General features: G+C 67.2%; 19 protein-coding genes and 1 pseudogene. 8 read left to right on the top strand and 12 right to left on the bottom strand.

Going from position 1 to position 18,545, the window contains the following annotated elements:
* The first annotated feature begins 169 nt into the window (after positions 1-169).
* The gene (locus OHB26_RS16905) at positions 170-922 is read left to right on the top strand and encodes a hypothetical protein (RefSeq protein ID WP_330185111.1); all 753 of its coding nucleotides are present in this window, start codon (positions 170-172) and stop codon (positions 920-922) included.
* Positions 923-1,107: 185 nt separating this feature from the next.
* Here the strand turns inward: OHB26_RS16905 and OHB26_RS16900 are convergent, their stop codons facing one another.
* The 4 genes and pseudogenes from OHB26_RS16900 to OHB26_RS16885 form a co-directional block, all read right to left on the bottom strand.
* Positions 1,108-1,533 carry a type II toxin-antitoxin system VapC family toxin gene (locus OHB26_RS16900; protein ID WP_330185675.1) on the bottom strand — a complete coding sequence of 142 codons (426 nt, stop codon included), beginning with the start codon at positions 1,531-1,533 and terminating at the stop codon, positions 1,108-1,110.
* A gap of 13 nt (positions 1,534-1,546) precedes the next feature.
* Complete coding sequence (locus tag OHB26_RS16895; protein WP_330185110.1) at positions 1,547-1,774, bottom strand: AbrB/MazE/SpoVT family DNA-binding domain-containing protein; 228 nt, start codon at positions 1,772-1,774, stop codon at positions 1,547-1,549.
* A gap of 333 nt (positions 1,775-2,107) precedes the next feature.
* Positions 2,108-2,272: pseudogene (locus OHB26_RS16890) on the bottom strand (DUF255 domain-containing protein); the annotation flags it as partial.
* A gap of 227 nt (positions 2,273-2,499) precedes the next feature.
* On the bottom strand, positions 2,500-3,132 hold the full coding sequence (locus OHB26_RS16885) for a hemerythrin domain-containing protein (protein ID WP_330185109.1): 633 nt from the start codon (positions 3,130-3,132) through the stop codon (positions 2,500-2,502).
* A 168-nt stretch (positions 3,133-3,300) separates the two neighbouring features.
* Between OHB26_RS16885 and OHB26_RS16880 the strand changes: the two genes are divergently transcribed.
* The 5 genes from OHB26_RS16880 to OHB26_RS16860 all read left to right on the top strand — a co-directional run bounded on the left by OHB26_RS16880 (position 3,301) and on the right by OHB26_RS16860 (position 6,018).
* Positions 3,301-3,939, top strand: a complete 639-nt coding sequence (locus tag OHB26_RS16880; RefSeq protein WP_330185108.1) for a TetR/AcrR family transcriptional regulator — start codon at positions 3,301-3,303, stop codon at positions 3,937-3,939.
* Between the two features lie 128 nt (positions 3,940-4,067).
* Complete coding sequence (locus OHB26_RS16875; RefSeq protein ID WP_330185107.1) at positions 4,068-4,940, top strand: alpha/beta fold hydrolase; 873 nt, start codon at positions 4,068-4,070, stop codon at positions 4,938-4,940.
* A 100-nt stretch (positions 4,941-5,040) separates the two neighbouring features.
* Positions 5,041-5,349: a PadR family transcriptional regulator gene (locus tag OHB26_RS16870; RefSeq protein ID WP_330185106.1), complete on the top strand. Its 309-nt coding sequence runs from the start codon at positions 5,041-5,043 to the stop codon at positions 5,347-5,349.
* Positions 5,346-5,702 (top strand): DUF1048 domain-containing protein, encoded by a 357-nt coding sequence (locus tag OHB26_RS16865; RefSeq protein WP_330185105.1) that lies wholly within the window; start codon positions 5,346-5,348, stop codon positions 5,700-5,702. Before OHB26_RS16870 ends, OHB26_RS16865 begins: the two co-directional genes overlap by 4 nt.
* 16 nt (positions 5,703-5,718) lie before the next feature.
* Positions 5,719-6,018, top strand: a complete 300-nt coding sequence (locus OHB26_RS16860) for a DUF1048 domain-containing protein (protein WP_330185104.1) — start codon at positions 5,719-5,721, stop codon at positions 6,016-6,018.
* A 42-nt stretch (positions 6,019-6,060) separates the two neighbouring features.
* Here the strand turns inward: OHB26_RS16860 and OHB26_RS16855 are convergent, their stop codons facing one another.
* The 5 genes from OHB26_RS16855 to OHB26_RS16835 form a co-directional block, all read right to left on the bottom strand.
* Entirely contained in the window at positions 6,061-6,987 is a 927-nt protein-coding gene (locus OHB26_RS16855; protein WP_442943018.1) for an NADP-dependent oxidoreductase, read from the bottom strand.
* A 49-nt stretch (positions 6,988-7,036) separates the two neighbouring features.
* Positions 7,037-8,470 (bottom strand): MFS transporter, encoded by a 1,434-nt coding sequence (locus OHB26_RS16850; protein WP_330185102.1) that lies wholly within the window; start codon positions 8,468-8,470, stop codon positions 7,037-7,039.
* A gap of 7 nt (positions 8,471-8,477) precedes the next feature.
* Positions 8,478-9,791 carry an FAD-binding oxidoreductase gene (locus tag OHB26_RS16845; protein WP_330185101.1) on the bottom strand — a complete coding sequence of 438 codons (1,314 nt, stop codon included), beginning with the start codon at positions 9,789-9,791 and terminating at the stop codon, positions 8,478-8,480.
* Between the two features lie 309 nt (positions 9,792-10,100).
* Positions 10,101-13,196, bottom strand: coding sequence for a BTAD domain-containing putative transcriptional regulator (locus tag OHB26_RS16840; protein WP_330185100.1), 3,096 nt, complete (start codon positions 13,194-13,196; stop codon positions 10,101-10,103).
* 43 nt (positions 13,197-13,239) lie between these two features.
* Positions 13,240-14,016, bottom strand: a complete 777-nt coding sequence (locus OHB26_RS16835; protein ID WP_330185099.1) for an SDR family NAD(P)-dependent oxidoreductase — start codon at positions 14,014-14,016, stop codon at positions 13,240-13,242.
* 125 nt (positions 14,017-14,141) lie between these two features.
* Between OHB26_RS16835 and OHB26_RS16830 the strand changes: the two genes are divergently transcribed.
* Positions 14,142-15,101, top strand: a complete 960-nt coding sequence (locus tag OHB26_RS16830; protein WP_330185098.1) for an ADP-ribosylglycohydrolase family protein — start codon at positions 14,142-14,144, stop codon at positions 15,099-15,101.
* Between the two features lie 28 nt (positions 15,102-15,129).
* Here OHB26_RS16830 and OHB26_RS16825 read toward each other — a convergent pair whose 3' ends face one another.
* Positions 15,130-15,975: an AraC family transcriptional regulator gene (locus OHB26_RS16825; RefSeq protein WP_330185097.1), complete on the bottom strand. Its 846-nt coding sequence runs from the start codon at positions 15,973-15,975 to the stop codon at positions 15,130-15,132.
* 229 nt (positions 15,976-16,204) lie between these two features.
* Between OHB26_RS16825 and OHB26_RS16820 the strand changes: the two genes are divergently transcribed.
* Complete coding sequence (locus tag OHB26_RS16820) at positions 16,205-17,203, top strand: TROVE domain-containing protein (protein ID WP_330185096.1); 999 nt, start codon at positions 16,205-16,207, stop codon at positions 17,201-17,203.
* Between the two features lie 110 nt (positions 17,204-17,313).
* Here the strand turns inward: OHB26_RS16820 and OHB26_RS16815 are convergent, their stop codons facing one another.
* Positions 17,314-17,580 carry a hypothetical protein gene (locus tag OHB26_RS16815; RefSeq protein ID WP_330185095.1) on the bottom strand — a complete coding sequence of 89 codons (267 nt, stop codon included), beginning with the start codon at positions 17,578-17,580 and terminating at the stop codon, positions 17,314-17,316.
* Positions 17,577-18,470: a mycothiol conjugate amidase Mca gene (mca, locus tag OHB26_RS16810; protein WP_330185674.1), complete on the bottom strand. Its 894-nt coding sequence runs from the start codon at positions 18,468-18,470 to the stop codon at positions 17,577-17,579. Before mca ends, OHB26_RS16815 begins: the two co-directional genes overlap by 4 nt.
* Positions 18,471-18,545 lie beyond the last annotated feature (75 nt).

The following is an 18,545-nucleotide window of genomic DNA, read 5'->3' as shown; positions in this document are numbered from 1 at the left end:
TCCAGACGCGCGGCCGCTCCGAATAGAGAGGTAGCCGCCCGCACCGGCAGTCGGCAGATTCAGGCTGGGTTCGCCGGCAGATCCACGGCCAGGGCGAGGTTGCAGTTCAGGCTGTCACGCCCGGCATGTCCTGCGGTAAACAAGGCAGCCCTGTGCGCACGATAAGGGCATGACCAGCAACGAGGGCGACGGTCGGCCGCCTATCCCGAACGTGTCGGTCACGTGGTGGCAACGTGCCGGATGGAAGTTCTGGACGTTGCAGATCGTTGGCTTGATCGGATGGGCTGTGTTCGTAGCGGGCATCGTGGCGGCCGTTCAGAACGAGCGGGACCTTGGGACCTACCGCGCAGAACCTCACCAGCAAATCACGGCTACGGTCACGAAAATTCTCATCCGCGAGCAGCTGGCCCGGCCATCGAGCTACGAGCTGACGGTGACCGCTACTGATGATGTGTCTCGCATCGAATTCCCCCGCGACAACTCGATCATCCGCCGCGCGTGGTCCGGAATGCCCGTCACACTCGAACGGTGGCATAGGAAAACGGTGGCGGTGAACAGTTCGGGTGCACGGGTGCTGACGACCGAAGCACCCGCCGTCGCACTGTGTCTGTCGCTGGGTTACGCACTCGGCGGTGCGGGATTCGGGCTGGCGGGCTCGACGCTGTGGTTCCTCGAACGCGACCGCACCCGTTACGCGCCGCACCGCGAAGCCATCTGCCTTGCACTCGCCTTCGACGCGGTCGTACTCCTGGCCGCTGCCATCCTGCTGTTGCGAGATCCCTTGCGGGAGAGCTGGTTCACACGGTGGGGGTTGAGCATGTCCTCGGCCGCCTGTGTCGCAAGTGTCGGCATCGGTCTATGGCGCTATCACCGGTCGCAGCGGAACCCGCCGGGTCACGGCGCGCACAGCGCAGTTCGATGAGTCCGCTGACCTGGTTGATGTGGGTATGAGATCGGCTCGCGACCGGATGCGGTGCGGCTACTGGTGCGATGTACGAGAACGACAGCCGTCCGATGCTACGCCAAGGTCCATCGACGTCGCGCCCCTCCGAGAGCATAGTCGACCAGTGCGGATGCCCTTCAGCCCACGTGGCCGCGCTACCCCCGCTACGCCGGATCGGGTGCAATCAGTTCGAGGTTCGGGAAGTAGGTTCGGAAACGCGCCGCGTCACGCGTCAGCAGCCGATAGCCCGCTACCGCAGCGTGCGCGCCGATGTAGAAATCCGGTAGCGGGCTTCGCTTTTCGCCTCCGCGGCGGCGATACGCCACGAATGCCTTGCTCGCCACGAACCCGGCCGGATAGGGCAGGCCCATCCGCCCCAATTCCGACTCCGGCAACGCATCGTCCAATTCTTCGATGGTGCCGAAGCCGCCAGCGACCTCGGCATAGATGATCGGATTGATCACGGTGGCTCCGAGGTCGCGCGCATCAGCCAACGCGTCGTCCGACCAGTCAGCCCACTTCGGGTCATTCGTGAGAATATCGAGGAGTACACATGAATCCACCAGCGTGACTGTATGTTCCGAGACCACCCGCAAGGCGCTGCTACTCCCCACGGAACAGTTCCATCAACTCATCAGTGCTCATCGACGTGGTCGCGCGCCCGCGCATATGCCCAGTGAGTCGCTTACCCCGCCGTTGCGCTCCCTCTCGACGCACGATCTCCAGCGTGTTGCCGACCTCGATCACCTCGACCTCGTCCCCCTCCTCCAGCGCGTACTTCCGACGGAGTTCGGCGGGAATGGTCACCTGCCCCTTGCTATTGAGTCGCATCGACAACCCCTTGTTCGTACGTACTACATCAGATACGTAATACTACGTCCGTCGGGGCGGTAGCGACCAGAATTCGGTGGGTCACAGCTCGAAATCAGCTTCAACGATGAGTTGGCCACGAAGAACTCCCCCGGTCAGCGCCGTTCCCATCTATATGTGATCCTGCCGAAGAACCGAACCTGCGACCGCTAGAACGATCACAGATGCCGCTCAAGCAAAACTCCTGAAACTCGGTCACTTGATGACATTTCCGATCGAATTCAACGCGCGCAGGACCGATCCGGAACCAAAATATACGTTTTACCTGCGGAAATGCGACTAGTAACCCTAAACCATCACATGGCACCAGTGGCAACTTGCGTACCCGATCGACAGCAGAATCGGCACGTCCCGCTCGGCGGCCTCCGCCAGCGCCGTGGCCTCCCACTCGCGCCAATCCACGGGATTGTCAGCGTGCTGACGCAGATAAGGCGATGTTGCACTGGCCAACCGGTTCATGCTTCCAGCCTCGTACACCGGGTCGGCGCATCACACGGCACCGCGCCACCTCGATTTCGAACCGGCTCGCCTACTGTCGCGGAGTCTCGGCGATGGCGGATCGGGTCGGCGCGGGAGCATCAGCGCCGGGGAGGACCGCGATGGCACCGATCGCGAGTACGCACTGGCGCCCAGCGGCGCGGCCGGCGGAGCCTGTGCCATTTGCCCTGTCCCCCGGCATTATCCGGCTACAGCCAGCCGCGGCGGCGGCGCAGGTAACCGGGCTCGAGCACGTATCGGTACAGGAACCGGATCGGGGTGGGCAGGAAGCCGAGCATCTTGGCCTGCGCGTCGGCGGGCGCGTCGTCCAGGGCCCACGGCAGGTACTCGGTCACGGCGCGAAGTCCGTTGCGTTTGCGCATTTCCGCGCCGAATGCCGCCCAGCCGGGCCCGCCGACGGTGCGGTCGATCAGCGGTAGCGCCATCTGCTCCTCGTGGGTGAAGTGCGTATCGAGCGCCGCGGCCAGGGCGTCCACATCCGACCGCAATCCCGGGCCGCCGGTGGAGCCGCTGATCGCGGATTCCACCTTGGCCAGCAATTCCTCGATGCCCTCGTGCTCGGTCTCCATATCCTCGAGAATCGCCAGGTCCGCGGGATCGGTGGCCGCGGCGCGCACCAGCGGCCACAGCGCGGCGTCCTCGGTGCTGTGATGCCGGTCGAGTTGGCGCCGGAAGGTCGCCCAGCCGATCCGCACCGCCGGTTCGGCGAGGCGATTCTCGGCGACGGCGGCGCTGAGGCGGATCAGATCGCGCATGCAGGCGTCGTGAGCCAGATACATTCCGAAGAAGTCGATCGTCGTGGTCGGTCTGAGATTGTTCATGATGATCCTTGCTCGATCTAGTTGAAATTTGTTGAGCTACAGCATGTTCGGCGGCAGGCGCGCACGGCTGCCCCCACCGTCCCTTCGCTCGCACGGTGTCCCGTGCCATTCAATTTAGTCAGACGGTATGTATGAATGAATCAGGTGCACCGGGTACTGTCAAGACTCATGAGTCCCCGCCAGTACAACCTGGGAAAGCGCACCGCTCAGATCGAGCAGAGTCGCCGACAGGTTATCGATGCCGCCCGGGCACTGCTGGGCGAGGCCGACAGCTACCACGGATTCACCCTCGACGCGGTGGCCAAGCGCGCCGACGTCTCCCGCGCCACGGTCTACTACCAGTTCGGGTCGAAAACCGGTCTGCTGGAAGCCGTCTGCGATGACCTCGGCGTAGCCGGCGGCCTCTCCGAACTGGTCAAAGCCTTCACCAATCCCGAACCACTCGCGGCGCTCGCCGAATTCATCGCCTGTTTCGCGCGATTCTGGCAGGCCGACCGCCCCGCCATGCGGCGACTGCGCGCGCTGGCCGCCCTCGACGCCGAAGTCCACGCGGTCATCAGCGCCCGCGACGAGCGCCGCCGCGAAGGCTTGGCGGTCCTGTCCGCCCCCTTCGCCGACCCGGACCCGTCAGCGCGAGACACGGCTCAGCAGGTGCGAATCTTGTTGGCCCTCACCAGCTTCGAGACCTTCGACACCATGGCCGGACCCGATGGCGACCTGTTCGACGCCGTCCCGGCGATCACCGGGTTGGCGGCCACCGTCCTCGGAGTGAACACGGAGGAGGATTCGGCGACTCACCCCCGATAAGGGTGGACACCGAATTCGCACACAGCCGATCACCGATCGAATTACCTGTTACCCACAGTAGCGGCAACTGTCCTTCGTATGTCACGCTGCATCCAGCAATGCCGCGACCAAGGGAGGTGCAGGCGTCAATGGCGACCCATGTATCTGTTCACAAGCCGGATGAGCCCGGACGAATCACCGCATTTCACCGCAATGGGCTGGTTTTCCCGGTGGTCGACACCGGGCCGATCTCAGGTGAGCCGGTGCTGCTACTGCACGGCTGGCCGCAGGACTCGCGCAGTTGGGGTGCGGTGGCATCGCTACTGAATCAGGCTGGGTACCGGACGTTTTCGCCGAATCTGCGCGGCGCGAGCCCGACCGCGTCGCCGCGCTGGCGGTGGGAGTATCGACTCGACGAGCTGGCCGCGGATGTGCTGTCCATGATCGATCGGATCGGGCGCCCGGTGCATGTGGTCGGCCATGATTGGGGAGCGGCCGCGGCCTGGGCCGCGGCGATCTCCGGACCCGACCGGGTGCGGTCGCTGTCCGCGTTGTCGGTGCCGCATCCGGGCGCGTTCGCCCGGTCGATGATCACGAGTCGGCAGTCGCTGGCGTCCTGGTACATGTACGTCTTCCAGCTGCCGCTGCTTCCCGAGCTGATGCTGCGCACCGGCCTGTTCCGCCGAATGCTCCGGCAAACGGGGCAGCCCGAGGAAATGGCCCGTCGCGATGGAGAACGCTTGCGCGACAGGGCGATCGCTCGCGGCGGCCTGCACTGGTATCGCGGCATGCCGTTCTCCTCGCCACGATTCCTGCGCGGCCGCGTGGGCGTCCCGGTGCTGCAGATGTGGAGTGACGGTGACACGGCGGTACTCGGCACCGGCGTTCGACTGGCGCGCCGGTTCGTCGACGGCCCGTACCGGCTCGAGGTCATACCGGGAGTGTCACATTGGATCCCGGAGGAGGCTCCCGAGCCCGTGGCCCGGCTCCTCGCGGAGCATTTCGCCGGCCCGGCCCACTGAGAGCCGCCTCACCACTACTCTGTGTTACAGTTTAGTGGTAGTCAGTAGCACTGAATAGTGCTTCCGATCGGAGGAGGACGCCACGGACAACTTGACGGAGATGCTGAAGGGCACGCTGGAGGGGTGCGTTCTCCAGATCATCGACAGCGAAGAGACTTACGGCTACGCGATCACTCGGCGGCTGAACGAGCTCGGGTTCGCGGACGTCATCGAAGGGACGATCTACGCCATCCTGATCCGTTTGGAGAAGAGCGGGTTGGTCGATGTTTCGAAGCGGCCATCCGGGGTCGGGCCGCCGCGGAAGTTCTACGCGCTCAACGATGCTGGGCGACAAGAACTAGCGACGTTCTGGGCGAAATGGAAGTACGTCTCGGCGCGTATCAACGAACTCGAGGAAATAAAGAAATGAGTTTCTGGGAGACAGTCACAGGAAGCGATCTCAGCAGGGAATGCCGAGCCTTCGAGGTTCGGGCCCAGGCACTCCCGGCCGAGTATCAGGCGGCGTGGGAACAGATCAAGACCCAGCTCTCGCCCTACGGGAGCTTCTCGGGCCGCAACTTGATGCCGATCCTCGACGGCGCTTTGGGGCTGCTCGAGGAGACGGCCTCGGATGGTCAAAGTGTGCACGAGGCACTGGGCGATGACATCAGAGGCTTCTGCGCGGCCATTGCCGGAGAGGAAGGAGCCAAGAGCTTCCGCGAGAAGTGGCGCGAGGAGCTGAACGACAACGTTGCGAAGAAACTCAGCCGGTTGGGAGGATGACGTGAGAATCCGCGACATGATCGAAGATAAGCGCGAGTGGCGAGCGCATATGGCGCGAGTCAAAGCGCTTCCGCCCGATTATCAGATCGTCTACAAGGAGATGCAGAAGTACTTCTTCAAGATCGGTCCGGTCGAACTGGTCGACGGGGGCCTGCTCTCGGGAGTCCTCGACTTCTTCGAGGAGGGGGTTGCGGAGGGCAAACGAGTCCTCGAACTGACCGGCGATGACGTCGCCGCCTTCTGCGATGACCTCGTCAAGGACTCCCCGACCTACGCCGACATCTATCAGGATTCAATCCGCAAGGGTAAGAGGTGATCTCGGCCCTCCGGGCCAGGTCATAGGCGAGCGGGCGGCCGATCAGGGCTTGTGCTGCAGCACGAACTTGCCAGGTACTCCATTTTCCTTGTCCGCGAACGCCTTCGGAGCCTCGGTAAGCGGGTGGACCGTAGCTTCGGGCAGGCGGATGGCGCCGGTCGCGAGGAGATTGGCCAGTTCGGTGAGCTGGTCGCGGTTCGGCTCCACGATGAAGTACACGGCACGACCGTCGGCGGGCTGGGCGGGCGGCGGCGCCGCGATCGAGACCAGGGTGCCGCCGGGTGCGATGAGCTCGATGGAGCGGGCGAGCACCTCGCCGCCGATCATGTCGAAGACCAGATCCATTGAGCCGCTCAGGGATTCGAGGGCGCCCTCGGCCAGATCGAGGAAGCTCGAGGCACCGGCGTCCAGCACGGCCTGGCGATCTCGGGCACGGCCGGTGCCGATCACCTCGGCCCCGGCGTTGCGGGCGAGCTGCACCGCCAGCGTGCCCACGGCGCCGCCCGCACCGTGGATGAGCACCCGCTGCCCGGCGGCGAGTCCGCCGTGGACGACCAGCCCCTGCCATGCGGTCAGGCCGGACATGGGCAGCGATGCCGCCTGTACATGGTCGATACCATCCGGGACCAGCGCCAGATCGCGCCCCTCGACGGCGACGAATTCGGCCGCCGCCCCGTCGCGGTAGCGGTCGATCATGCCGAGAACACGATCACCGATACGCAAATCGCTCGGATTGGTGCCGAATCCGAGCTCGACAACCACACCGGAGACATCCCGGGCCGGAATCGCGGGCGACCGATCACGCCCGGCGCGATCGACATACGTCGGCTCCCAATCCAATTCGCCGGGTGTGAAGGCGGCCGCGTGCACCTCGACGATCACATCCCCGACCGAGGCACGGGGGTAGGGCGCGACTTCGACGGTGAGATCGGCGGCGCGACCGGGCCGCGGCATGCGGGCGGCGGTCATGGTCCTGCTGGTCATGATTCCTCCAGATCGATTGTGGTGCCAAGATTTGTCAGTGTGCGAGCGGCTCGGCGAGTACCGATTGCCGCCGCGCCGTATTACGAGCGGCTGCACGGTGCGCGGCCACCGCGGCCAGCACACCCAGCGCCGCGATGGCGGCGAGACCGAGCTCCAGCAAGCGCGCCGACCCCAGTGGCGAGCCGCCGAGGTTCACCAGTACGCCGGAGATGGCAGCGCCGAAGGCCGTGGCGATCAACTGAACGGTGCCGATCGCGGCCGCGGCCTGCTGCGCCTCGGCCGGATCCGGACTACTGGCCATGACCGCCGCCGACAGATGCGGCCAGGCCAGGCCGATGCCCGCACCCGCGATCATCATGCACAGAGCCCACAGCAGCAGAGCCCACACGCCCGAGTGGCGGATCTGGGTGAGCGCGGTGAGCGTGAGCCCGATAGCCAGCACGGCGGGACCCGCCAATCGGAGCCGATCGACCGTGCTCGGCCGCCGCGCGCCGGCACTGACCACCTGTGCCAGCGTCCATCCCAATGATGCCGCGGCACCGACGAATCCGGCCGCCAGCGGGGCGAGTTCACCCAATTCCTGAGCGAAGAGCGGAACGAAGTTCTCCAGGCTGATACCGACGGCCAGCGCGACCATGGTCAGGTAGATCCAGCGCAGCGGTGAGCTCTCGGTGAAGGTCAGGCGCGGTAGCACCGTCACCGCGGCGCGGCGTTCCCAGCCCAGGAATCCGGCCACCACCGCCAGCGCGGCCACCATACCGACGGCGGTCCAGCCACCCTGCGGCAGCACACCGGCAATGCTGACCAGCGCGGCAGCCACCATCAAAAGGATCAGCGAGACCACCGGAATACGTTGCGCATGACCCGATTTCGAGGTACCGCGGAGCGCGAACGGCACGATCGCGCCCACCGAAACCGTGATCACCGCCAGGGCCGCGAAGGCCAGCCGCCACGGCCCCAACTGCGCGAACACCCCACCCAGCGCCGGGCCGATGAAGGTCCCCACACCCCACATCGCCGATACCAGCGCCGCCGCCCGGGCCCGCAGCGCGGCCGGGTACGCCTGGTGAATCACCGCGTACCCCAAGCCCATCAGCAGACCGCCGCCCAGCCCCTGCACCGCCCGCCCCGCCAGCAGCACCGGCATGGACGGGCTCACCAGACAGATGACGGTGCCGATGGAGAACAGCCCGAATCCGGTCAGATACGACCCGACCGGACCCCGCGCGGCGAGCATGGAACCCACCAGTGTCGAGGAGACGATCGAGGCCACCACGAAAACCGTTGTGGCCCAGGACAGGTAGCGCGCACCACCGATATCGTCGATGGCGGTCGGCAGCAGGCTCGCGGTGACATAGCTGCTGACGGCGTAGAGGGCGGTGCCACCGGCGAGCACGATCGTCACGCCGAGGCGGTCACGAGTGAGCAGATCGCCCCAGCGGGCATCGGCTTCGGATACCGAGTTCATCGGATTCTCAATCTCCCAGTACCGGGAAGTTGGCGCGAATCACATTGTGCGGATCGCGGTTTCGCTTGAGCTCACGCAGTCGCGCCAGGGTCTGCGCATCGAAGGCCGCGGCGGCGGACTCCCCGGGAGCCAGGAAGGTGTACGGCTTGGCGCCGGTGATGCTCGTACCGAGCGAAGCGATGATCTCCGCGAACCGGTCACCGATGGTCTCGAGCAGCTGCGGCAGCCCGAGTCCGAGCAGGTACAGCGCATAGGGTTCGGTGACCGCGCCACGCGCGCCGCCGCCCGGAACATCCTGTGCCAGCGCGCCACCGAGGTTTCGGATCTGCACATTGAGCAGCGGCGCGACGGGCGACTCGATGAGGGTCTTGACCACCGTGTCGTCGAGTCCGGTGAGCAGTTCACCGCGCGAGAGCGACGGGCTGGGATCGGTGGGCTCGGCGGTGATCTTGCCGATCTCGGCGGGGCTGAGCTCGCCGCGGGTGTCGGCGATGATGTCGTCGATCGCATCGAGCCGCCGGGTCAGGTGGCGGCCGTCGGCGGGATCGCCGAGGTAGGCGAAGTCGAGCGCGATGCTCGGCGCCATGCCGGGAATCTGATAGCGCTGCAACCACACCGACAGTTCGGCGGGCGCGTCGGTGGTGAGTTCGGTGAACAGGTCGAAGACCTCGGAGGTGCGATCGGCCGACCACATCACCCGACCGCCGTAGAGCCGGGGCAGCTCGAACAACTCGAACTCGAGACCGGTGACGATCGCGAAATCCCCACCGCCACCGCGCAATGCCCAGAACAGGTCCGGATCGGAGTCGGCGGTGACGCGCTGCGGACTCCCGTCGGCACCGACGATCTCGACCGCGCGGACCGCGTTCGAGGCCCAGCCGTACTTGCGGGCGAACCAGCCGAAACCGCCGCCGAGGGTGTATCCGGTGACGCCCACGACCGGGTTGCTCCCGGCCAGGCCGGTGAGCCCGTGCGCGGCCGCCGCGGCCTGCACCCGGCCCCAGGGCACGCCACTGCCCACCCGTGCGACACGCTGCTCGGCGTCGATATCGATGCTGTCGAAGTGCTTGGTGCGCAACAGGATCGCGCCGTCGATGTCGCCGGTGGCACCGTGTCCGGTCGGCTGTGTCACCACCGCGCGGCTCGACCGGCGGGCATACTCGAGCACTGCGGCGATATCGTGCGCATCGGCCACCTCGACAACACCGGCCACAGATTGTGTGACAGCGAAGTTCCACGGCTGTGCCGCGCGATCGAAATCGGCGTCGCCCGGCAGGATCACACCGCCACGGACCGCGGTGCGCAGGTTCTCGATAGACATTCTCAATCCTCGTTCATCAGGTTCATGCCGGGTTGTCGACTGGTTGACGACATAGGGTCCGCGGGTGTGACACGGGCTTGCCCGTTCCGAAAGTGACATCTGCTATCCGATTGCCCGGAGCCGATGGCACGTCGACTGTCGCGGCCACGAACTCGAGCCCGCGCGGCCTTCGAGACTACGAAATGCGACGCATCCGCACTATCGGACAGATGCCTTAATGTGCTGCCCGATTTGCTGCACCATTGCTTCTCCAACATGGGAAGCAGCGTCGCGCGGATCGCTCACCGCGCGCTCACCATCGGCTCACCGTCACTCGCCGATGAGTGCCGCCACCTTGTCGGGGGTGCACTCGCGACCCTCGCGATAGGCAGCGAGAAAGCTGGATTCGCCCAGGGCGGAGCGGGTCTCGACGACGAGGCGCGCCACCGCGCCATCGCCTTCGGAGCGCAGACCGCGCAGCGTTTCGGCGGCACCGAGTAGTTTTGCCGCACGCTCGGCATCGCCACACGCGGCGGCCACACCCGCCAGGCCCTCGACGGCAGCGGCCGCCGCCGGTCGCAGCTGTCGGCGGTAGGCGAGTTCGAAGGCCGCGCGATGGGTGGCGCGCCCCGCGGCCGGATCGCCTTCGTCGACGGCGACCCAGCCCAGACCTACCAGCGCGCGGGTACGGGCCTCGGTCGCGCCCACCGGACCTTCGGATACCAGGTTCAGCGCCGCGGTATATCGCTCGCGCGCGCTCGACAGGTCCCCGCCCGCGCGTTCCAGATCGCCGAGCCCGCGAATCGCATTGGCGCGCATATCCGTCGCGCCCACCGAACCGGAGAGTTCGGCGGCGCGTTCGTAGGCGGCGCGGGCGGCGCCGGGATCGCTCTCGGCGAGGATGTCACCGCGGTGATTGAGCAGATCCGCGGTGTCGTCGACGGTGCCCAATTCGGTGTAGAGCTGCACGGCCTCATCGATCAGAGCCAGGGCGGCCGGTCGATCGCCGCGCCGGTCGGCAACCGCCGCAAGCTGATCCAACGCGGTGGCGATCCCCCAGCGGTCACCGGTGACACGGAAACCGTCCAGGGCACAGCGGAATTCCGCCTCGGAGTCGAGAATTCGCCCGGACATGCGCATCCCCAGACCATCACCCAATCGGAGGAAGGCCCGCGACCACGGATCGGACCCGAAGAGCTGTCGCGAGCGATCCGGATCGGCGGTTGTCATACCGCCCGCGATGGCGAGCAGGAACACCACATGCGGTCTGCGCAGCGAGGTTCGGGACTCCGACACCAGTGTGGCCGCGCGTTCGATCGCCGCGCGCGAATCGCCGCCGGCCCGCGCCGCCATCGATACACACAGCGCATACTCCTCCACCGACGCCGAATCAAGTTGGGGCAGTAGATGTTCTGCTACCTCGACGGCGTCTCCGGGTCGGCCGTTCAACCACCAGTACCACGTGAGAGCGGCGATGAGCCGTTGTGCCAGTGCCGGATCGGTACGCGCGGCCCAGTGCAGTGCCGCCTGCAGATTGCCGTCATCGGCGGCCAGCCGGGCCAGCCAATCCAGCTGATCAGCCCCGCGCAGCAGCGGATCGGCGTGTTCGGCCAGGTCGGTGAAGTACCGAGCGTGCGCATCCCGCAGCCGCTCATGCTCGCCGGCCGCTATCGCCTGCCGCCGCGCGAACTCACGAATGGTCTCCAGCATGCGGTAGCGGCCGCCGGACACCTCCACCAGTGATTTCTCGGCCAGATCGTCGAGCAGTTCATCGGCATCGTCGATATCGCAGATCGCGCGGGTGATCCGGGCGGTGGCTCCGCCCGCGAACACCGAGAATCGTTGGGCCAGTACACGTTCGGCCGGATCAAGCAGCTCCCAGCTCCATTCGACCACCGCCTCCAGGGTGCGATGGCGGGGCTCGGCGGTCCGGTCGCCGCGAGCGAGCAGGCGGAAGCGGTCGCCGAGTCGCGCGTCGAGCTCGTCGAGGTCCAGGGTGCGCAGCCGGGCAGCGGCGAGCTCGAGGGCCAACGGCAGACCGTCGAGGCGGGCACAGACACGCAGCACGTCGCCGATGGTCGTGGCATCGACGGTGAATCCGGGGCGCGCGGCGGCGGCGCGATCGGCGAACAATCGGACGGCCGCGCAGTCGAGTTGTTCATCGACCTCGGCATCGGGCGCGGCCACGGGCAATTGTCCGACCGGGAAGACGGTTTCGCCGGTGATACGCAAAGGTTCACGGCTGGTGGCCAGTACCCGCAGACCGGGGCAGTCCAGCAGCAACCGGTGCAGCAGACGCGCGGTGTCGAGGATCAGGTGCTCGCAATTGTCGAGAACGATCAGCTGCGGTCGTTCCGCGAGCACGGCGCGCACCCGATTCTCGATATCGCGCGGCTCGCCGGGGTTGTGGCCGGAGCTCTCGCGCCCGCCCAGCGCCGCCGCCACGGCCTGGATCACCTGCGCCCCGTCCACCAGCGGGGCCAGATCCACGAAGCACACCGATCCGGCGGTGCGCGCACCCGCCGCCAGGGCCAGCCGGGTCTTGCCGGTCCCGCCCGGACCGGTGAGCGTCACCAATCTGGACTGTGCGAGCAGCAATGCCACCCGCGCCAACTCCGTATCGCGCCCGAAGAATTCGGTGAATGGTGTGGGCAGTCGGCGAACGGCGCGTTCGGGTGCGGCATCCGCGCGCAGGATCGCCAGATGCGCCTGCGCCAATTCGGCGGAGGGGTCGGTGCCGAGTTCGTCGGCGAGCAGTTCCCGGCCCTGTTCGAACAGGGTCAGGGCGTCGGCCTGCCGACCCGCTCCGTACAGCGCACGCATCAAGAGCGCCCGCGCTCGCTCTCGAAGTGGTTGCGCCGCAACGATTTCGGGCAGGCTGTCCAGCGCCGTCGGATGATCGCCGAGCGCCACCGCCGCCTCCGCGCGATCCTCCAGGGCCGCGAGCCGCGCCTCGGTGAGGCGTACGGTCTGCACGGCGGCGAAGGGCGCGTCCGCGATATCGGCCAGGGCGGGGCCGCGCCACAACCGCGCAGCCTCGTCCAGCAGTACGGCGGCGGTGGCGAAATCCTTGTCGTGCACGGCCTTTCGACCATCCTGAGCGAGTTCGACGAACCGGTGCGCGTCGACCTCCCCCGGCGCCACCGCCAATCGATATCCGGCGGCCGAGGATTCGATGACCTCTTCGTCGTGACCGGCCTTGCGCAGTGCGCCACGCAGCCGCGACACCTGCGCCTGCAACGCATGCCCCGCATTGGCGGGCGGCTCCTGCCCGTAGAGACCGTCGATCAACCGATCCCGCGAAACCACCCGGCCCGCATCGAGCGCCAGCAGTGCGACCAGCGCCCTCACCTGGGGGCCACCGACCGCGATCGGAGCTCCGTCGGCCAGGCGGACTTCGATGGGACCGAGGATTCCGAACTGCACGATTCACAGTATGCCCGCACTTCCCCAGCTACCGGGTGCACGGCTACCGGGCACCGATGGCCGGGCTGATGGCGGTCCCGCCGCTCACATCGACCACATTGGCGGTGATCCAGCGCGCCTGCTCGGAGGCGAGGAAGGCCACCACATCGGCGATATCGGCGGGCTGCCCCACCCGCCCCAGCGCGGTCATCGCGCTGATGCTGGCGCGCACCATCGGATTGCCGTCGAGGAAGGCCGCCATCCCCTCGGTCTCGGTCGCCCCCGCCGCCACCGCGTTCACCGTGATCCCGCGCGGACCGAGCTGTACCGCGAGGGTTTTGGTGAGTACATCGATCGCGCCCTTGCTCATCGCGTAGGCCACCTGCGCCGGTGCCGCCACCCGCGGCGCGCATGACGAGATATTGACGATCCGTCCGCCGTCCCGCAGCAGCGGTATCGCCCGCTGCGAAATGAACAGCGGCGCAGACACATTCACCGCGAATAAACTGTCCACAGCCGCCGGCGTCAACTGCTCGATCGACCCGTTCCCACCACCCCCGCCCGCATTGTTCACCAGAATATCGAGCTGCCCCTCCGGCAGCCTCCGCACCAATTCGGCGAACAGCGAGTCGATTCCGGCGGGCGACCCCAGATCCGCGCGAATGGCGAACGCCCGCCCACCGGCTGCCTCGATCTCCGCGACAGTCTTCCCCGCCGCCTCGTCATCACGCCCGTAGTGCACCACCACCGTGGCCCCATCCCCCGCCAACCGCAGCGCGATAGCGCGCCCGATCCCACGGGAAGCGCCGGTAACGAGTGCGATCTTGCCGATCTGCGACATTTGGAACTCCTGTGCTCGGGTTTGTTTCCGTGACACAGACATTCGCCGACCGCCCTCACCGAACGCTCACCGTGCGCTCACGACCGGGGGCATAACGCCATCCGACCGCAGCTACCATCGACGCGATGCATGTCGATCTGATGCTTGATTCGCTGGATGGCCTCTCCGTGGGCGATGCGGTCGGGGCCGAGTTTCCGGTGCTCCAGCGGCCGCTCGCCGAGTTGGCGGCGGGTGATCTCCCGGCCGGGCGGTGGGAATGGACCGATGACACCGAGATGGCCTGCACCGTGGTCGGTGAGCTGCGCGAACACGGTGAAATCAAGCAGGATCGGCTGGCCGCCGCCTTCGCCGAGCGCTTCGACGGGCGACGCGACTACGGATTCATGACGGTGGACACGCTGGGGCGGATCCGGCGCGGCGTGCACTGGCGAGAGGTGTCCGCGGCGGCCTTCGATCGACAGGGGTCGTGTGGCAATGGTGCGGCCATGCGGGTCGCACCGCTGGGCGCTTTCTACGCCGGGAATATGGAGAGGGTTGTCGCCGAGGCGGTTCGATCCGCGCAGGTGACGCACTGGCATCGCGAAGGTGTGATCGGCGCTGTCGCGATCGCCGTCGCGGCCGCCACGGCGGCGCAGGCGCGTATGACCGAAACCCGGCCCACGCCCACGGAATTCATCACCGCCATCCTCGACCGACTCGACGGCGGTGACACCACCCGATTGATCCACCGTGCTCGCGCATTACTCGGAGCCCCCGTCGAACAGGTCGCCGAGGAGCTCGGCACCGGCATTCGAGTAACCGCGCAGGACACCGTCCCCTTCACGATCTGGGTCGCCGCAACATATCTCGGCGACTACCGGTCCGCGATCGCCACCTGCGTCGGGGCGGGCGGGGATACCGATACCACCGCCGCGATTGTCGGTGGCATCGTCGCCGCCCATACCGGCGCCGGGGCGAGCGGAGTACCGCATACCTGGGTATCGGCGCGAGAACCGCTGCCCGCCTGGCTCGATCAGACCCGGCCCCGCCCACGCGCGGATTCGACATCCACTCGCCTGCGCCGCTGGCTGTCCGGCTCGCGCTGACCGACCGCGTACGCCTCGGACTCCCCTGTCACGTTCGCGGCGCGTAGGCCGGCGCAGCCCAGGCGAGCGGATCGACCGCCAGCCAGGGTGCCACGGCAAGAGCCTTGGGCGTCAGACCGGTGAAGGCCATGGCATCGCGATGGAAGTGGGATTGGTCCACGTAGCCGCTCTCCGCGGACACCTGGGCCGCGCTGCGCCCGGCGGCGAGGCGATGCGCCGCATGGTCGAATCGGACCAGCTGTGCGCCGTACTTGGGTGTCAGGCCGAGCTGGGATCGGCACCGCGACCACAATCGCTTCCGGCTCCATCCGGTCTCGTCCGCGAGCCGATCGATTCGAATCCTCCCATGGCTCGATAAGATTCGCTGCCACGCGAACTCCACCTCCGGATCGACCGCCCGCCCCGCCCGTGCGCGCGCGGCCAGCGCGCCCGCCACCATCGCGAACCGCTCATCCCACGATCGGGTGGCGTGCAATCGCTCCCGCATACGCTCCACCTCGCGCCCCCAGAGCGCGTCCAGTGCCACCACCTGCCCGGACAGTCCGGATGAGACACCCAGCATGGAATGCGCCGCCACCGGCGACAACCGCACCTGGATGACGTCGATATCCCGCCCACCCCCGCGCGCCCCGACCGTACCGAAGCCCACGACGCTACTGCCCTGCGTCCGAATGCCATTCGCCTCGTCGAGGATCAGATCGTCGCCCAGATTGAGGAATATGGTCAGCGCGGGATACGGAACCATCTCCAGGTCCAACCGCTCCATCGCGCGCCCCCGGAACCCGGCCATACCGACCCCCGGCACACCACCCGACCGCACCGGAACCGCGACCTCCACCGCGGCCCCCGCGATCCGAAACGGCGCAACAGGCATACCGCCCAGTTTAACGACCGTGCGAAATTGGGATGCGGCACGCGGATCGGCACCGGTACTGTCTGATCTCGCGCCCGGTGCGCAGGCAGCGGTTACTTCCTTTTGCTGGGGTTTGTCGCGGGTTCGAATCCCGCTCGGGCCTTCGGGTTCGGTAGCTCAGCTTGGTAGAGCGACCTGTACCGCCGCCGACATCGATCTCGGGCGCGCCACACTTTTCAGGGGAATCTCGATGGCCAAGTTCAATATCGCCCGGCTGCGCGGTGCGCCCACCTCCGCCGCCCTGCACACCCTCCGCGCGCGGGAAACCCTGCTCGCCACGCCCGTCGACGAACGCCGCGGGCTCTTCGGCAATGCCGAAATCGCCCGCGACACACTGCGTTCCGCTGGTATGACCCGGGAATCGGTGGCGGGCTGGCTCCCGGGCCCGATGGATGCGAAGGTCTGGGAAGCGCTGATCCCGACCATGGGCTACATGGCGCAACTTCGTAACCTGAGGAATTTCGACCAGGCCGGGGTATCGGACGATGTAGCCGCGAAACTGGCCGCGCGCCTGGCGGATCCGGCACAGGTGGCCCGCTCGCGACAGCTGCCCATGCGGTTCCTGTCGGCGTACCGGGCCGCGCCGTCACTGCGCTGGGGTCACGCCCTGGAGCAGGCGCTGACACATTCGCTGGCGTCGATTCCGGCCCTGCCCGGCCGCACCCTGGTGCTGATCGACACCTCGGGCTCCATGGCGGCCGGATTCTCCAAGGACGGCACCCTGCGGCGCTGGGATGCCGCGGCACTCTTCGGCATCGCCCTGGCGACCCGCTGCGCACACGCCGATGTGGTGTCGTATTCGCAAGCGGTGCAATGGAACAACCGCACCTACACCGACAGCCTGGTCTTCCCCATGATCCCGGCCGAACCGGTGCTGAAGGCGGTCGAACGCTGGAAGGCGGACGGCTATTTCATCGGCGGCGGCACCGATACCGCCCTCGCCGTGCGCAAGCACTTCGCGGGCCACGACCGCGTCGTCATCATCACCGATGAACAGGCCACCGGCGGCGACGTCGGCAAGGCCGTCCCCGCCACCGTCCCGCTCTACACCTGGGACCTGGCGGGCTACCGCCTCGGCCACGCCCCCAGCGGCGGCCACAACCGGCACGCCTTCGGCGGACTTACCGACGCGGCCTTCAACATGATCACCCTGATCGAGGCGGGCGAGCGCGCCGACTGGCCGTTCTGATCAGCCCAGCCGCTTATCGACGCGGGCGGCGATCTCGGCGGCCGCCCACGCCAGCCGCTCCGAATCACTCGGCATACCCAGCCAAGCCGCTACCCCGCCGCGATTGTCGCTCAGCTGGTGGAGGACTCCGGCTTGGCGACTTCCTGCTCCTGCTTGATGACACCGCGCTCGGTGCCCTCGTCCGCCTCCTGATCCGGCTCCGGATGCTCCGGGGAGAAGGTGGCGGGCAGGTTCTTCAGATGCCGGTTCATGCTCACCACGAGCAGCACCGTGCCGACCAGCAGCACCAGCACGATCACCAGGCCCAGCGGTGACGCCTTACCGAACTCCGGTCCGGTGGGCGCGTTCTGGGCCTGGGCGAGCAGGGTGAGCATCATCGGTCGGCGTCCTCGGAAACATCGTCGGTGTCGGCGTCGTCGATCCCCGCGAACAGATCGGTCTCCGGGATGGCGGTGCGCACCCGGGTCTTCGCGAGCTCGAACTCCTCGGTCGGCCACAGCTTCTGCTGCAATTCGACCGGGATGGCGAAGAACGCGCCGTTCGGATCGATCTGGGTGGCGTGCGCGCGCAGGGCGTCATCACGCTGCGGGAAGTACTTGGCGCATTCGATCTGGGTGGTGACCCGGCCCATGATGTCGCCGCGATCGCGGGCGTAACCGCGCATGCGGTCCATCCACTCCTGCATGGGGAAGGGTTCACCGCGCCGCTCGTACTCGTCGGCGAAGATCTCCAGCCGGGCCAGGCTGAAACCGTGGTTGTAGTACAGCTTCAGCGGCGTCCAGGGCTCACCGGCGTCGGGGAACCGCTCGGGATCACCGGCCGCCTCGAAGGCCGCGACCGAAACCTTGTGGCACATAATGTGATCCGGGTGCGGATAGCCACCCATCTCATCGTAGGTCGTCATGACGTGCGGCTTGAATTTCCGCACCACGCGCACCAGCGCCTCGGTGGCCTCCTCCAGGGGCACCAGCGCGAAGCTGCCCTCCGGCAGCGGCGGTAGCGGATCCCCTTCCGGCAGACCGGAATCCACGAAGCCCAGCCACAGCTGCTCGACCCCGAGCACCTCCGCGGCGGCCGCCATCTCCTGCTTGCGCACCTCGGAGATGTTGTCCTTGATACCGGGGGTATCCATGGCCGGGTTGAGGATGTCACCGCGTTCGCCACCGGTCAGGGTGACGACCAGGACCTCATTACCCTCGGCCGCATAGCGCGCGGTGGTCGCCGCGCCCTTGCTGGATTCGTCGTCGGGGTGCGCGTGTACCGCCATGAGGCGAAGACCACTCACTTCTCGTTCACCTCACCGATCACTGTTTTCACCTCATCGCTCTCCGCCAGGTCCAGG

The organism is Nocardia sp. NBC_01503, from assembly GCF_036327755.1.
GTDB lineage: Bacteria > Actinomycetota > Actinomycetes > Mycobacteriales > Mycobacteriaceae > Nocardia.
Note: the sequence above shows the minus strand (reverse complement) of the source record. Positions and strands in the feature narration are given on the sequence as shown.

What these genes read in the sequence shown, in the direction of transcription:
- OHB26_RS16905 (WP_330185111.1), top strand. Translation starts at nt 170, where the DNA reads ATGACCAGCAACGAGGGCGACGGTCGGCCGCCTATCCCGAACGTGTCG.
- OHB26_RS16895 (WP_330185110.1), bottom strand. Translation starts at nt 1,774, where the DNA reads ATGCGACTCAATAGCAAGGGGCAGGTGACCATTCCCGCCGAACTCCGT.
- OHB26_RS16885 (WP_330185109.1), bottom strand. Translation starts at nt 3,132, where the DNA reads ATGAACAATCTCAGACCGACCACGACGATCGACTTCTTCGGAATGTAT.
- OHB26_RS16880 (WP_330185108.1), top strand. Translation starts at nt 3,301, where the DNA reads ATGAGTCCCCGCCAGTACAACCTGGGAAAGCGCACCGCTCAGATCGAG.
- OHB26_RS16875 (WP_330185107.1), top strand. Translation starts at nt 4,068, where the DNA reads ATGGCGACCCATGTATCTGTTCACAAGCCGGATGAGCCCGGACGAATC.
- OHB26_RS16870 (WP_330185106.1), top strand. Translation starts at nt 5,041, where the DNA reads ATGCTGAAGGGCACGCTGGAGGGGTGCGTTCTCCAGATCATCGACAGC.
- OHB26_RS16865 (WP_330185105.1), top strand. Translation starts at nt 5,346, where the DNA reads ATGAGTTTCTGGGAGACAGTCACAGGAAGCGATCTCAGCAGGGAATGC.
- OHB26_RS16860 (WP_330185104.1), top strand. Translation starts at nt 5,719, where the DNA reads ATGATCGAAGATAAGCGCGAGTGGCGAGCGCATATGGCGCGAGTCAAA.
- OHB26_RS16855 (WP_442943018.1), bottom strand. Translation starts at nt 6,987, where the DNA reads ATGACCGCCGCCCGCATGCCGCGGCCCGGTCGCGCCGCCGATCTCACC.
- OHB26_RS16850 (WP_330185102.1), bottom strand. Translation starts at nt 8,470, where the DNA reads ATGAACTCGGTATCCGAAGCCGATGCCCGCTGGGGCGATCTGCTCACT.
- OHB26_RS16845 (WP_330185101.1), bottom strand. Translation starts at nt 9,791, where the DNA reads ATGTCTATCGAGAACCTGCGCACCGCGGTCCGTGGCGGTGTGATCCTG.
- OHB26_RS16835 (WP_330185099.1), bottom strand. Translation starts at nt 14,016, where the DNA reads ATGTCGCAGATCGGCAAGATCGCACTCGTTACCGGCGCTTCCCGTGGG.
- OHB26_RS16830 (WP_330185098.1), top strand. Translation starts at nt 14,142, where the DNA reads ATGCATGTCGATCTGATGCTTGATTCGCTGGATGGCCTCTCCGTGGGC.
- OHB26_RS16825 (WP_330185097.1), bottom strand. Translation starts at nt 15,975, where the DNA reads ATGCCTGTTGCGCCGTTTCGGATCGCGGGGGCCGCGGTGGAGGTCGCG.
- OHB26_RS16820 (WP_330185096.1), top strand. Translation starts at nt 16,205, where the DNA reads ATGGCCAAGTTCAATATCGCCCGGCTGCGCGGTGCGCCCACCTCCGCC.
- OHB26_RS16815 (WP_330185095.1), bottom strand. Translation starts at nt 17,580, where the DNA reads ATGATGCTCACCCTGCTCGCCCAGGCCCAGAACGCGCCCACCGGACCG.
- mca (WP_330185674.1), bottom strand. Translation starts at nt 18,470, where the DNA reads ATGGCGGTACACGCGCACCCCGACGACGAATCCAGCAAGGGCGCGGCG.